A 16,222-nucleotide genomic window follows, 5' to 3' on the forward strand; every position below is an offset into this window, starting at 1 on the left:
GTGACCAACGACAAGAAACTTGTCGAGTATCTCAAGCAGGCCACAATCGATCTGCGGCAGAGCCGCCGCCGGATCTGGGAACTCGAATCGGAACCGATCGCGATCGTCGGCATGGCCTGCCGCTATCCCGGCGGGGTCGCCTCTCCGGAAGACCTGTGGACGCTGTTGTCCGAGGGCCGCGACGGCATGTCCGCCTTCCCGGCGGACCGGGGCTGGGACGTGGAGGGGCTCTACCACCCCGACCCCGCCAACCCCGGCACCTCCTATGTCCGGGAGGGCGGATTCCTCCGGAATGCCGCGGAGTTCGACCCGGGATTCTTCGGAATTTCACCGCACGAGGCGCTCGCGATGGACCCGCAGCAGCGGCTGCTCCTGGAAACGTCGTGGGAGGTCTTCGAACGCGCCGGAATTGACCCGGGCACCCTGCGGGGCAGCAAGACCGGCGTTTATGCCGGGCTGATGTACCACAACTATGCCGCGCGGGTCATCGATGTCCCCGACGACATCGCCAGCTTTATGAGCACCGGCGCGGTGAGCAGTGTGGTCTCCGGCCGGATCTCCTATCTGTTCGGCTTCGAGGGCCCCGCGATCACCGTGGACACCGCCTGTTCCTCCTCGCTGGTGGCGCTGCACCAGGCGGTGCTGGCGCTCCGGGCGGGGGACTGTGACCTCGCGCTGGCCGGCGGCGTGACCGTGATGGCCACCGCGGACACCTTCGTCGACTTCTCCTACCAGCGCGGTCTCGCGGCGGACGGCCGCTGCAAGCCGTTCGCCGCCGCCGCGGACGGCACCGGCTGGGGCGAGGGCGTCGGCCTGCTGCTGGTCGAGCGCCTTTCGGATGCCCAGCGCAACGGCCACCCGGTGCTCGCGGTGGTGCGGGGTTCGGCGGTGAACCAGGACGGTGCGTCCAACGGTCTGACCGCCCCCAACGGCCCCTCGCAGCAGCGGGTGATCCGCCAGGCACTCGCCAACGCGCATCTCTCGCCGTCGGACGTGGACGCGGTGGAGGCGCACGGCACCGGTACGACACTCGGCGACCCGATCGAGGCCCAGGCACTGCTGGCGACCTACGGGCAGGACCGCCCGGCGGACCGCCCGCTGTGGCTGGGCGGCATCAAGTCCAACCTCGGGCACACCCAGGCCGCCGCCGGAGTCGCCGGCATCATCAAGATGGTGCTCGCCATGCAGCACGGCGTGCTGCCCAAGACCCTGCATCTGGACGCCCCTTCACCGCATGTGGACTGGTCCGCCGGCGCGGTGGAACTCCTCGCCGAAGCCAGGGACTGGCCGGCGGCCGAACGGCCGCGCCGGGCCGGGGTGTCCTCCTTCGGCATCAGCGGCACCAACGCCCATGTCGTCCTCGAACAGGCCCCGGCCGACGAACCCGCAGCGCCCGGCCCCGCCCCCGTGGCATCCGACCCGTCCGGTCTGCTGCCCTGGACGCTGTCCGCCCGTTCCCGGCAGGCACTCACCGCACAGGCAGCCGGACTCGCCGCCTTCGTGGACGGGCAGCCGGAACTGAACCCCGTGGACACCGGCTTCTCGCTGGTCACCACGCGTGCCGCCCTCGACCACCGCGCGGTCGCCCTGGCCACCGACCGGACCGGACTGCGCACCGCGCTGTCCGCCCTGGCCACCGGTGACGCTGCGCCCGGCGTGCTCACCGGGCTGGTCAGCGACGGCAAACTCGGTGCGCTGTTCACCGGTCAGGGGGCGCAGCGGCTGGGGATGGGCCGTGAGCTGTATGAGACGTATCCAGTGTTTGCGCGGGCCTGGGATGAGGTCTGCGGGGAACTGGATGGTCTGCTGCCGCGGCCGCTGACGGAGGTGGTCCGGGGTGAGGGCGACCTCCTCGATCAGACGCAGTATGCGCAGGCGGCGCTGTTTGCGCTGGAGGTGGCGCTGTATCGGTTGGTGGAGTCGCGTGGGGTGGCTCCGGCTGTGTTGCTGGGTCACTCCATCGGTGAGGTGACGGCTGCTTATCTGGCGGGTGTGTGGTCGCAGGCGGATGCGGCGAAGCTGGTGGCGGCCCGTGGGCGGCTGATGCAGGCCCTGCCGACCGGCGGTGTGATGGTGTCGGTGCGGGCCTCGGAGGACGAGGTGGCCCCGCTGCTGGAGGGCCGGGACCTGGTCGGGATCGCCGCCGTCAACGGTCCCGAGTCCGTCGTACTCTCCGGTGCCGAGACCGAGATGAACCAGGTCATCACCGCCCTGGAGGCGGAGGGTCGTAAGGTCAAGCGGCTGCGGGTGAGCCATGCCTTCCACTCGCCGCTGATGGACCCGATGCTGGCCGAGTTCCGCGCCGTCCTGGGCCAACTCACTTACTCCGATGCTCAGTTGCCGGTCGTCTCGAATGTGACCGGCCGCCTCGCCGACTCCGTCGAGCTCCGCGACCCCGAGTACTGGGTGCGGCACGTCCGGGAAGCCGTCCGTTTTCACGACGGTATCCAGGCCGCGCACGCCGAGGGCGTCACCACCTTCCTCGAACTCGGCCCGGACGGCGTCCTGTCCGCCATGGGACAGGACTGCCTGGCGGAGGACGTGGTCTTCGTACCCACGCTGCGCAAGGACCGTCCCGAACCCGAGGTGGCCACGGAGGCTCTCGCCGGGCTGTGGGTCCGTGGGGTCCCCGTCGACTGGCAGCCGATGCTTGCCGACGGCCGCCGGGTGGAGCTGCCGACGTACGCCTTCCAGCGGCAGCACTTCTGGCTGGAAGGGGACGCCGGGGCCGGCGATATGACCGCCGCGGGTCTGGGCGCCGCCGATCACCCGCTGCTCGGTGCCACCGTGACCCTGCCGGACGCCGTGGTCCTGGCCGGCCGGCTGTCCCTGGCCACCCACCCCTGGCTCGCCGACCATGCCGTACTCGGCGCCGCCGTGCTGCCCGGCTCGGCCCTGGTCGAACTCGCCATCCGGGCCGGGGACCAGGTCGGCTGCGACCTGATCGAAGAACTCACCGTACGGATGCCGCTGGTGCTGCCGGAGCGGGGCGGAGTGCAGCTGCGCGTCGTCGTCGCCGAGCCCGACGCGGCCGGCCGCCGGGAACTGGCGGTGTACTCGCGGCTTGAGGAGTCCCCGGAACAGTCCTGGACCGTGCATGCCCTGGGTGTGCTGGCGGAGGGTGCCGCGACGCCGGCGTTCGGCGAACCGGTCTGGCCGCCGGCCGGTGCCGAGGTCCTCTCCGTGGACGCCTGCTACGACGCCCTCGGAGCCGCCGGATTCCACCACGGCCCCGTGTTCCAGGGCGTCCAGGCCGCCTGGCGGCGCGGCGACGAGATCTACGCCGAGGTCACCCTGCCGGACGAAGTCGCCGCCGACGCAGCGAAGTTCGGACTGCATCCGGCCCTGCTCGATGCCGCGCTGCAACCAGCGCTCGGCGGGCTGCGGCTCCCCGCATCCTGGGCCGGGGTGCGCCTGCACGCGGTGGGCGCCACCGCGCTGCGGGTGAAGCTGAGCAGGGCAGGCGACGGGTATGCGCTCCTCGTCGCCGATGAGGCAGGCGGCCTGGTCGCCTCCGCGGATGCGGTGCGCTGGGAGCCGGTGGTTCCCGAGCAGCTGACCACGACCGTCCCGGGCGACCACCACGACGCGCTGTTCGCGGTGGAGTGGGTGTCCCTGCCGGAACTGCCGGAACTGCCAGAACTGCCGGAGGTTTCCGAAGCCGGCGACGACGACGGCCTGGTGCTCCTGCATCCGTCCGGGGCCGGGGACGGGGACGGGACGACCGTTCCCGATGGCGTGCGTGCGGTGACCCACCAACTGCTGGAACAGCTTCAGAGCTGGGTCGCCGATGACCGGAACGCCACCGCGCGGCTCGTGGTGGTGACCCGGGGCGCCGTCTCGGTCGCCGGTGAGCCGGTGGATCTGGCCATGGCGCCGCTCTGGGGGCTGGTGCGCTCGGCGCAGTCGGAGCACCCGGGCCGCTTCGTGCTGGTCGATATCGACGACCACGAGAAGTCCTCCGCCGCGGTTCATGCCGCCGTGGCCACCGGTGAGACCGAACTGGCCGTCCGGGAAGGCGCGTTGTCGGTACCTCGGCTCGCCGGGCTGCAACCGTCCGGACCAGCCGGAACAGCCGCACCGTCCGGCACGGACCCGGTCTGGAACCCCGAGGGCACCGTACTGATAACCGGCGGCACCGGCACCCTGGGCACCCTGATCGCCCGGCATTTGGTGACCGCACACGGCGTATGCAGCCTGCTGCTCACGAGCCGGCGCGGCCCGGACGCCGAGGGTGCAGCCGCACTCCGCGAGGAACTCACCGCGCTCGGCGCCCAGGTGGAGATCGCCGCCTGCGACGCGGCGGATCGCGACGCCCTCGCCGAGCTGCTGGCGCGGATCCCGGCGGACGCTCCGCTGACCGGCGTCGTGCACACCGCGGGGGTCACCTCCGACGGAACCCTCGGCTCGCTCACCGCGGAAAGCCTGAACACCGTGCTGCGGCCCAAGGTGGACGCCGCCTGGAACCTGCACGAACTCACCCAGGACGCCGACCTCTCCGCGTTCGTGCTGTTCTCCTCGGCGGCAGCGGTACTCGGCGCGGCCGGACAGGGCAACTACGCCACCGCCAACACCTTCCTGGACACGCTCGCCCGCCATCGCCGGAACAGCGGTCTGCCGGGCACCTCCCTGGCGTGGGGGCTCTGGGCCGAGACCAGCGAGATCACCCGGCAGCTCAGCGACACCGATCTGCGACGGATGGCCCGCGGCGGACTCGTCCCGCTCACCGCCGAGGAAGGCGTGGCCCTGTTCGACGCCGCGCTCACCACGGACACCGCGCTGTCCGTCCCGATACGGCTGGACCTGCGGGCCCTCGCCGCCTCCGGGGAGGTGGCGCCCGTCCTGCGCGGACTGGTGCCGGTGCGCCGGCGGGCCGCCGCGGCCGGAGTCGGTGCGGGGAACGCGCTGCGGGACCGTCTCGTCGGCCTGCCGCAGGCCGACCAGGACCGGGCGCTGCGCGAACTGGTCACGGCCCAGGTCGCCCTGGTGCTCGGGTACGCGGGCAGCGGCGCGGTGGAGGCATCCCGTGCGTTCAAGGACCTCGGGTTCGATTCGCTGACCGCCGTGGAACTGCGCAACCGCATGGACACCGCGACCGGACTCAGCCTCCCGGCGACCCTGATCTTCGACTATCCGACCCCGGCCGCTCTCGTGCGGTTCCTGCGGGAAGAGCTGCTCGGCGGGCAGACCGCCACCACCGTGGTGCGGTCCCGCGGGGCCGTGGACGACGATCCGATCGCCATCGTCGGAATGGCCTGCCGCTTTCCCGGCGGCGTCGCCTCTCCGGCGGAGCTCTGGGAACTGTTGGCCCGCGGCGAGGACGCGGTCAGCGCCTTCCCCGGCGACCGCGGCTGGGACGTCGAGCGGCTCTACCACCCGGACCCCGACCACCACGGCACCTCCTACGTCCGCGAAGGCGGTTTCCTGCGGGACGTGGCCGACTTCGACCCCGGGTTCTTCGGCATCTCTCCGCGTGAGGCGACCGCCATGGACCCGCAGCAGCGGCTGCTGCTGGAAACGTCCTGGGAGGCCCTGGAGGACGCGGGGATCGACCCGACGACGCTGCGCGGCGCCGACACCGGCGTCTTCGTCGGTACCAACGGCCAGGACTACGGCTCCTTCCTGGCCCACAGTTCCGCCGAGGTGGACGGTCACCTCGCCACCGGCACCGCGGGCAGCGTGGTCTCCGGCCGCATCTCCTACACCTTCGGCTTCGAGGGCCCCGCGGTCACCGTCGACACCGCCTGCTCGTCCTCGCTGGTGGCCCTGCACTGGGCGATCCAGGCACTGCGGTCCGGCGAGTGCTCGCTGGCCCTGGCCGGCGGGGTGACCGTGATGTCCACCCCGATGGAGTTCATCGAGTTCTCGCGCCAGCGCGCCCTCGCGCCGAACGGCCGCAGCAAAGCCTTCGCGGAGAGCGCGGACGGCGCGGGCTGGGGCGAGGGCGTCGGCCTGCTGCTGGTCGAGCGGCTGTCGGATGCCCGGCGTAATGGCCATCCGGTGCTTGCGGTGGTGCGGGGTTCGGCGGTGAACCAGGACGGTGCGTCCAACGGTCTGACCGCCCCCAACGGCCCCTCGCAGCAGCGGGTGATCCGTCAGGCGCTCGCCAATGCCGGGCTCGACGCGTCGGATGTGGACGCGGTGGAGGCGCACGGCACGGGAACGACGCTGGGCGACCCGATCGAGGCCCAGGCGCTGCTGGCGACCTACGGCCAGGACCGCGAAGAGCCGCTGTGGCTGGGTTCGGTGAAGTCGAACATCGGGCACGCCCAGGCCGCGGCCGGGGTGGCCGGGGTGATGAAGATGGTGCTGGCCATGCGGCACGGTGTGCTGCCGAAGACGCTGCACGTCGATGAGCCGTCGTCGCATGTGGACTGGTCCGCGGGCGCGGTGGAGCTGCTGACCGAGGCTCGGGATTGGCCGGAGAGTGGTCAGCTGCGTCGGGCGGGTGTGTCGTCGTTCGGTATCAGCGGGACGAATGCGCATGTGGTGCTGGAGCAGGCCCCTGACGAGGTGCCGGCGGAGCCGGCTGAGGAGGCGCGGCCCGGGGTTCTGCCGTGGGTGCTCTCCGCACGCTCCGAGCGAGCGTTGCTCGCGCAGGCGGGCCGGTTGGCGTCCTTCGTGGAGAGCCGTCCGGGGCTGGATCCCGTTGATGTGGGGTTCTCGCTGCTGAGTACGCGGGCGGGGTTGGAGTATCGGGCGGTGGTGCTCGCCGCTGATGGTGCGGAGGCGCTTTCCGGTCTTCGTGGGCTGGCTGCGGGGGTGGACCCTGCGGGCGTGGTGCGGGGTTCGACCGGTACCGGGGCCGGTAGCCGTGTAGCGCTCGTCTTCCCTGGTCAGGGGTCGCAGTGGCTCGGTATGGCGGATGAACTGCTGGCGGCCTCCCCGGTGTTCGCGGGGCGGATGGCTGAGTGTGGTGCGGCGCTGTCGGAGTTTGTGTCCTGGAAGTTGGATGAGGTTCTGTCCGACGAGGACGCGTTGGCGCGGGTTGATGTGGTGCAGCCGGTGCTGTGGGCGGTGATGGTGTCGTTGGCTGCGGTCTGGGAGGACTGCGGTGTGGTGCCGTCGGCTGTGGTGGGTCACTCTCAGGGTGAGATTGCTGCGGCCTGCGTTGCGGGGATCTTGTCGCTGCGTGATGGTGCCCGCGTGGTGGCGTTGCGCAGTCAGGCCATCGGCCGTGTCCTGGCCGGTCGCGGCGGCATGGTCTCCGTCGCCGGCTCGCGCGAGGCCGTTCAGGAGCGCATCGCCAGGTGGGGCGAGCGGGTGTCCGTCGCCGCTATCAACGGGCCGACCTCGACGGTGGTCTCCGGCGAACCCGAAGCCTTGCAGGAGCTGTTGGCGGAGTGTGCCGAGCAAGACGTACGGGCCCGCCAGATCCCGGTGGACTACGCCTCGCACGGCCCCCAGGTGGAGGAACTGCGCGAGGAACTGGCAACGGTTCTTGCCGAAGTTCGCCCTGGTCAGGGCCGTATCCCGTTCTACTCGGCGGTGAACGCGTCAGTAGTCTCCGGCGAGGAGTTGGACGCCTCCTACTGGTTCGAGAACCTCCGCAACACCGTACGGTTCGAGGAAGCGGTCCAGGCCCTGCTGGCCGACGGCCACGGCGTCTTCGTCGAGTCCAGCGCGCACCCCGTCCTCACTCCCGGAATCGAGGACACGGCACAGCAGTCCGGCACCCCCGTCGTCGTAACGGGCACCCTCCGCCGCGACGAAGGCGGCTGGTCCCGCTTCGCGGAATCGCTCGCTCAACTCTGGGTGCATGGTGTCCCGGTGGACTGGAGCACCCTGCTCCCCACCGGCCGGCGGGTCGGCCTCCCCACCTACGCCTTCCAGCGACAGCGGTACTGGCTGTCGGTCTCGGCGGGCACCCAGGATGCCGCCGGTCTCGGACTGCAACCGGTGGAGCATCCGCTCGTCCCGGCCGCCGTTTCGATGGCCGGTACGGACACGGTCGTCCTTACCGGGCGGATCAGTACGGCCACCCACCCCTGGATCGCCGATCACACCGTCCGGGGCGTCACCATCCTCCCCGGCACCGGGTTTGTGGACCTTGCCATCAGGGCGGGGGACCAGGTCGGCTGCCCCAGGGTCGAGGAGCTTGTGCTGGAGGCCCCGCTGATCCTCCCGGATCAGGGCGGGGTGCAGCTCCAGGTCAGCGTGGGCGCTCCGGACGATCAGGGACGCCGACCGGTCACCGTGCACTCGCGGGCCGATGATGCGCTCGACGGTGAGCCGTGGACCGGGCATGCCACCGGGCTGCTCGGACCGGACACCGTCGACGGCAGCGGCACCGGCCTTGAGGTGTGGCCCCCTAAGGGAGCCACCCCGGTGGACCTGGACGGTATTTACGACCAGCTGGCCGCGGCCGGAGTGGACTACGGTCCCGTGTTCCAGGGGCTGCGGGAGGTCTGGCGTCAGGGTGCTGACCTCTATGCGGAGGTGACCCTGCCGCAGGACCAGCGGGACGAGGCCGAGCGGTTCGGGCTGCACCCGGCCCTGCTCGACTCCGTACTGCACGCGCTGTCGTGGTCCCCGCTCGCGGAGCAGGACGGTGGCCCCTGGATGCCGTTCACCTGGAACGGTGTCTCGCTCTTCGCGACCGGGGCGAGCACCCTGCGGGCCTGCCTGCGCACCGCGCCCACGGGGGCGGTGACGCTGGATATCGCCGACGGCCTCGGCGAGCCCATCGCCTCCGTCGACGCGCTGCGGCTCCGGGCCGTCACCGCCACCGCGCTGACCGGTGCCGCACCGCGTGACACCCTCTTCCGGCCCGAGTGGGCGGCCCTCCACGGGCCGAAGTTCACGGGATCCTGGGCCGTGCTCGGTGCGGACCGCGCGGGCCTGTCGGCGGCGTTCACGGGGAATGGCGCTACCTATGCCGATCTCGGCGCGCTCACCGCGGCGGTCAAGGCGGGCGCGCCCGTACCCGAGGCCGTGCTGATCGCCGCCCCGCGCAGCGAGCAGGACGAATTCCTCCCGGGGGTGGTACACGGCACCGTGCGCGACGCCCTGGAACTCATCCAGCGCTGGCTGGCCGAGGACCGGTTCGCCGCCTCCCGTCTGGTGCTGGTGACCAGCGGGGCCATGGCGGCCGAGGCCACCGACCCGGTGACCGATCTGCCGCACGCATCGAGCTGGGGGCTGTTCCGGTCCGCCCAGTCCGAGCATCCCGGACGGTTCGTCCTCGTCGATCTGGACGAGCAGGACGCCTCGGCCGCCGCCCTGCCGGAGGTGATCGGCTCCGGCGAGCCGCAGGCCGTGGTCCGGGCCGGCACACCCCGCGCCGTACGGCTTGCCCGGGTCCACCTGACCGGCGAGGCCCCGGCCTTCGAGGCACAGGGCACCGTGCTGATCACCGGCGGCACGGGAATGATCGGCACCCTGGTGGCCCGTCACCTCGTGACCCAGCACGGGATACGTCATCTCGTGCTCACCAGCCGCCGTGGCGCGGCGAGCCCGGGGGCCACCGAACTGCGGGACGAGCTGGCCGGACTGGGGGCGGAAGTCACCCTCGCCGCCTGCGATGCCGCAGACCGGACCGCGTTGGCGGAGCTGCTGGCGGCCGTTCCGCAGGACCGTCCGCTGACCGCGGTCGTGCACGCGGCCGGGGTGGTCGAGGACAGTGTGGTCACCTCGCTCACGCCGGGGCATCTGGACGCCGTGCTGCGGCCCAAGGTCGACGCGGCCTGGAACCTGCATGAGCTCACCAAGGACCTCGGCCTGTCCGCGTTCATCCTGTTCTCCTCGGCGGCCGCGCACTTCGGCAATGCCGGGCAGGGCAACTACGCCGCCGCCAACGCCTTCTTGGACGCCCTGGCACACCACCGGCGCGCCCAGGGCCTGCCGGCCGTCTCGATGGCGTGGAGCGTCTGGGCCGAGCGGGTCCAGGCCGCGGACCAGAGCGAGGAGATGCGGGCGGAGCGGATCTCGGCGGGAGCGATGACCGCGGAACTCGGCATGGTCCTCTTCGACCATGCCCGCCGGGCCGGCGAACCGGTGCTGGTGCCGATTCCGCTGGACATCCCGGCGATCCGGGCCCTGCCGAAGGACCGGAGACCGATCCTGCTGCACGGTCTGATGCCGGGCGACACCCGGCGGTCGGCCGGCACGGAGGGACCGGGCGAGAAGGGCTGGGCGGACCGGCTGATCGCCATGCCGGCGGACAAGCAGCGGGAGACCGTGCTGGCCCTGGTGCGTACTCATGTCGCGTCGGTACTCGCCTACGAGTCCGCCGATCAGGTCGAGGACCACCGGCCCTTCAAGGACCTGGGGTTCGACTCGCTGACCGCCGTGAAACTGCGCAATCAGCTCGCCGCGGCCGGTGGCCTGACCCTGCCCGCCACCCTCGTCTTCGACCATCCGACCCCGGTCGCGCTCGCCGAGTTCCTGCGGGCGGAACTGGTACCGGCCGAGGCGGACCCCTCGGCCCGGCTGCTCGCCGAACTCGACCGGATCGCCGCCGGACTGCCGGAGATCGACCCCGACGCCGCCGGCCGGGACAAGATCACCGCTCGGCTGCGCGGCATCTTGTGGCAGTGGGACGAGAGCAGGAACGGCGCGAGCCCGGAGAACTCCGAAGAGGACTTCGACTCAGCCACCGACGACGAACTCTTCGATGCTCTCGACAACGAACTCGGAATGTCCTAACGCGTGCGGATCAAGCGCCTGACAGTGTTTTGGGGGAAGGTACCGGATGGAGAATGAAGCCAAACTCCGGGATTATCTCAAGCGAGCAACGGCTGATCTCCGCCGCACGCGCCAGAGGTTGCGCGAGGTCGAGGAGAAGCAGCACGAGCCGATCGCCATTATCGGCATGGCCTGCCGGTACCCGGGAGGAGTGAGTTCACCCGAGGAACTCTGGCAGCTGGTGGCCGACGGCCGGGACGCCGTCACCACCTTCCCGGACGACCGGGGATGGGACCTGGAATCCCTGCACGACCCGGATTCCGGGCGCCCCTACACCTCTTATGTCCGCGAGGGCGGATTCCTGCACGACGCCCTCGAATTCGACCCCGATATGTTCGGCATTTCCCCGCATGAGGCCTCCGCCATGGACCCCCAGCAGCGGCTGCTGCTGGAGGCGTCCTGGGAGGCGTTCGAGCATGCGGGAATCGACCCGATGGCTCTGCGCGGCAGTTCCACCGGGGTGTTCGCCGGGCTGATGTATCACGAGTACGCGTCACGGCTGAACCAGGTCGCCCCCGAAGCCGCGGGATTCCTCGGCACCGGGAGCATCGGCAGCGTGCTGTCCGGCCGGATCTCGTACTCCTTCGGCCTGGAGGGCCCGGCGGTGACCGTGGACACCGCCTGCTCCTCTTCTCTTGTGACGCTGCATCTGGCGGTACAGGCGCTGCGTACCGGGGAGTGCTCGCTGGCCCTGGCCGGCGGGGTGACCGTGATGTCCACCCCCGACACGTTCATCGACTTCTCCCGCCAGCAGAACCTGGCCCGCAACGGGCGCTGCAAGGCCTTCGCCTCGGGCGCGGACGGCACCACCCTCGCCGAGGGCGCCGGAATGCTCCTGGTGGAGCGGCTGTCGGACGCCGAGCGCAACGGCCACCCGATCCTTGCGGTGGTGCGGGGTACGGCGGTGAACCAGGACGGTGCTTCCAACGGTCTGACCGCCCCCAACGGCCCCTCACAGCAGCGCGTCGTGGAGCAGGCCCTGGCGAACGCCCGGCTCTCCGCCGACCAGGTCGACGCGGTGGAGGCCCACGGCACCGGCACCGCCCTCGGCGACCCGATCGAGGCGCAGGCACTGCTGGCGACGTATGGGCAGGGGCGTCCGGAGGACCGGCCGCTGTGGCTGGGTTCGGTGAAGTCCAACCTCGGACATACCCAGGCCGCGGCCGGGGTGGCCGGGGTGATGAAGATGGTGCTGGCCATGCGGCACGGTGTGCTGCCGAAGACCCTGCACGTCGATGAGCCGTCGTCGCACGTGGACTGGTCCGCGGGTGCGGTGGAGTTGCTGACGGAGGCCCGGGAGTGGCCGGAGAGTGGGCAGCTGCGGCGGGCGGGTGTGTCGTCCTTCGGCATCAGTGGGACGAACGCGCATGTGGTGCTGGAGCAGGCACCTGTGGTTGAGCCGGAGGCTGAGGAATCGGCTGAGGGCGAGCCTGTTGGGGGTGTGCCTTCTGGGGTGGTTCCGTGGGTGTTGTCGGCGCGTTCGGAGCAGGCGTTGTCGGCTCAGGCGGGGCGGTTGGCGTCGTTTGTGGCGGACCGTCCGGAGCTGGATCCGGCTGATGTGGGGTTCTCGCTGCTGAGTACGCGGGCGGGGTTGGAGTACCGGGCGGTGGTGCTCGCCGCTGATGGTGAGGAGGCGCTCTCGGGCCTTCGTGGGTTGGCTGCGGGGGTGGATCCTGCGGGTGTGGTGCGGGGTTCGACCGGTAGCGGAGCCGGTAGTCGTGTGGCGCTCGTCTTCCCTGGTCAGGGGTCGCAGTGGCACGGTATGGCGGATGAACTGCTGGCCGTCTCCCCGGTGTTCGCGGGGCGAATGGCTGAGTGTGGTGCCGCGCTGTCGGAGTTTGTGTCCTGGAAGTTGGATGAGGTTCTTTCCGACGAGGACATGTTGGCGCGGGTTGATGTGGTGCAGCCGGTGCTGTGGGCGGTGATGGTGTCGTTGGCTGCGGTCTGGGAGGACTGTGGCGTGGTGCCGTCGGCTGTGGTGGGTCACTCTCAGGGTGAGATTGCGGCGGCCTGTGTCGCGGGCATTCTGTCGTTGCGTGATGGTGCCCGGGTGGTGGCGTTGCGCAGTCAGGCCATCGGGTGTGTGCTGGCCGGGCGTGGCGGCATGGTCTCCATCGCCGGCTCCCGCGAGTCCGTGCAGGAGCGCATCGGCAAGTGGGGCGAGCGGGTATCCGTGGCCGCCATCAACGGGCCGACCTCGACCGTAGTCTCCGGCGAACCCGAAGCCTTGCAGGCACTGCTGACGGAGTGTGCCGAGCAAGACGTACGGGCCCGGCAGATCCCGGTGGACTACGCCTCGCACGGCCCCCAGGTGGAGGAGCTGCGCGAGGAACTCGCCACGGTCCTGGCTGAGGTGGCACCCGAGGAAGGCCGTATCCCCTTCTACTCCGCGGTGAAGGCCTCGCTGATATCGGGCGAGGAGCTGGACGCCTCCTACTGGTTCGAGAACCTCCGCAATCCGGTGCGGTTCGAGGAAGCCGTCCAGGCCCTGCTGGCCGACGGCCACGGCGTCTTCGTCGAGTCCAGCGCGCACCCCGTCCTCACTCCCGGAATCGAGGACACGGCACAGGAGTCCGGCAGCCCCGTCGTAGTGACTGGCACCCTCCGCCGCGACGAGGGCGGCTGGCCGCGCTTCGCGCACTCCCTCGCCCAACTCTGGGCGCACGGCGTCCCGATGGACTGGAGCACCCTGCTCCCCACCGGCCGGCGGACCGACCTGCCCACCTACGCCTTCCAGCGTCAGCGCTACTGGCTGGACGACACCGGCACCGTCGGCGATGTCACCGCCGCCGGACTGGCCGGTGCCGATCACCCCCTGCTCGGTGCGGCCGTCTCGATGCCCGGTACCCAGGTGCTCACCGGGCGGCTGTCGCTGGCCACTCACCCCTGGCTGGCCGAGCGGATCGTTCTCAACACCGCAGTGGTGCCCGAGACGGCGTTCGTTGACCTTGCCATCCGGGCCGGGGACCAGGTCGGCTGCGACCTCGTCCGTGAACTCACGGTGCACACGCCGCTGGTGCTCCCGGACCGTGCTGCCGTGCTGCTGCGGGTGCTGGTCGCGGAGCCCGACGCGGACGGCGGCCGGGAGGTCAGTGTCTACTCGCGGTCCGAGGACGTCCCGGACGAGCAGGCGTGGATCCGGCACGCGAGCGGTGTCCTCACCCGAAGCGCCGAGCCGGCCGGCTTTGACGCACGGACCTGGCCTCCCACGGACGCCGAGCCCGTCGATCCGGCGGACTTCTACCGCGAACGGGCCGAACTGGGGCTGGGTTACGGCCCGTTGTTCCAAGGGCTGCGGGCGGTCTGGCGGCGCGGTGCCGAGCTGTTCGCCGAGGTGGCCCTGCCCGAGGGGGACGCGGGCGATCCGAGCGGCTTCGGGTTGCATCCGGCACTGCTCGATGCGGCGCTGCACTGTGCCGGACCGGACGGGGCGCAACTGCCGCTCTCCTGGACGGGGGTGAGCCTGCATGCTGTAGGGGCGACCGCACTGCGGGTGGCGCTGACCCCGGCCGGGGACGGGTACGCCGTACGGATCGCGGATGTCGAGGGCGCTCCCGTCGCCTCCATTGCGTCGGTGACCTGGGATGACATGCCGGTGGAGCGGATCGCCGAGGTGGCCGGCCGCCGCGAGTCGCTGTACGGGCTGGACTGGGTGGCCCCGACCGCGGCGCCGGTGGACCCCGAGGGGAGTTCCCTGGTGGTGCTCGGGGGCGACGGCCTAGGGGTTGGTGCCGCGTCGGGTGGCACCGTCATGGACCTGGAAGCCTTGAAGGTGCTCGATCCGACCCCTGAAGTAGTGGTTCTCCCGGTACCGGACTCAGGGGTTGTCGGGGTTTCCGGTGGGGTTCGGGAGGTCGCATATGGGGTGTTGGAGACGCTGCGGGCCTGGTTGGCTGAAGAACGGTTCGCCGGGTCGCGGTTGGTGATTCTGACCCGGAGCGCGGTGTCTGTGACGGGGGAGGAAGTAGATCTGGTGACGGCACCGGTATGGGGGTTGGTGCGTTCGGCGCAGTCGGAGAACCCGGATCATTTCGTGCTGGTCGACAGCGATGACCGGCTGGCGTCGCGTGGTGCGCTGGCGGCGGCCGTGGCCCTGGGTGAGCCGCAAGTGGCCATTCGTGAGGGCGAGTTGGCTGTGCCGCGGCTCACCACGCTGGAGCCGTCCGAGACGAAGGACGGCGGCCCGGTGTGGAAGCCGGAGGGCACCGTGCTGATCACCGGTGGTACCGGAACCCTGGGCACGCTGGTCGCCCGGCATCTGGTCACCGAGCACCAGGTGCGGAATCTGCTGCTGACCAGCCGCCGCGGCCCGGATGCCGAGGGCGCTGCCGCACTGCGGGAGGAGCTCACTGCTCTGGGCGCCCGGGTGACCATCGCCGGCTGTGACACCGCCGACCGGGACGCGCTGGCCGGACTGCTCGCCGGTATCCCGGCGGAGGCCCCGCTGAGCGGTGTCGTGCACACCGCGGGCGTGCTGGACGACGGCGTCCTCGGGTCCCTGACCCGGGAGCGGATCGACGCGGTACTGCGGCCGAAGGTGGACGCCGCCTGGAATCTGCACGAGCTCACCAAGGACCTCGACCTCTCCGCCTTCGTCTTGTTCTCCTCGGCCGCCGGTGTGTTCGGCGCACCGGGCCAGGGCAACTACGCCACCGCCAATGCGTTCCTGGACGCGCTCGCCGCATACCGTCGCGCCCAGGCGCTGCCTGCCGAGTCCCTGGCGTGGGGGCTGTGGGAGGAGAGCAGCGGGCTGACCGGCACGCTCAGCGAGGCCGACCGGCAGCGTAAGGCCCGGGACGGTCTGCGCCCGATGTCCTCGGCGGAGGCGCTGGCGCTGTTCGACGCCTCGGTCGCGGGGGGACGGGCGCTCACCGTGCCGGTCCGGCTCGATCTCACGGCGCTCGGCGCGGGCCTGCGTACCGACGAGGTCCCGCCGCTGCTGCGCAACCTGGTCCGCGGGACCCGGCGCAGTGCCGCGGCCGGCCAGGGCGGCGCGGACGGACTGCCGGAGCGGCTGCGGACCGCCTCCCCTGCGCAGCGGTCGCGTCTGCTGCTGAACCTGGTGCGTGGCCATGTGGTCGCCGTGCTGGGCTACGCCGACGCCGACGCGGTGGAAGCGGGCAAGGCGTTCAAGGACCTCGGGTTCGATTCGCTGACCGCTGTGGAGCTGCGGAACCGGCTCAACCGGGACACCGGGCTGAAACTCCCGGCCACCACGATCTTCGACTACCCCAACTCGCGGGTGCTCGCCGAATACCTCGGCACGCACTTCGCGCCCTACGGGGACGCCGGCTCCGGTGCCGCCGACGACGAGGAGACCATCCGCCGGATGCTGACCTCGATTCCGCTGAACCGTCTTGCCGAGGCCGGGCTGATGAGCTCCCTGCTGGAACTGGCCGGGATCACCGAGGAAGCGTCCGAGACCACCGAAGACGACGACCGCGAATCGCTCGACACGATGGACATGGAAGCCATGATCCAGCTCGCGCTCGACGGTTCCGGCGCCGAAGACGACATGACGCGAGGACTGTGAGTT

At 71.1% G+C, this 16,222-nt stretch carries 2 protein-coding genes; both read left to right on the forward strand.

Annotated elements, in window-relative coordinates:
* Positions 1 to 10,647, forward strand: coding sequence for an SDR family NAD(P)-dependent oxidoreductase (locus AC3EUV_RS21640; protein ID WP_435603636.1), 10,647 nt, complete (start codon positions 1 to 3; stop codon positions 10,645 to 10,647).
* A 46-nt stretch (positions 10,648 to 10,693) separates the two neighbouring features.
* Entirely contained in the window at positions 10,694 to 16,219 is a 5,526-nt protein-coding gene (locus AC3EUV_RS21645) for a type I polyketide synthase (protein ID WP_435603637.1), read from the forward strand.
* Positions 16,220 to 16,222: the final 3 nt, after the last annotated feature.

The organism is Streptomyces sp. bgisy130, assembly GCF_057708345.1.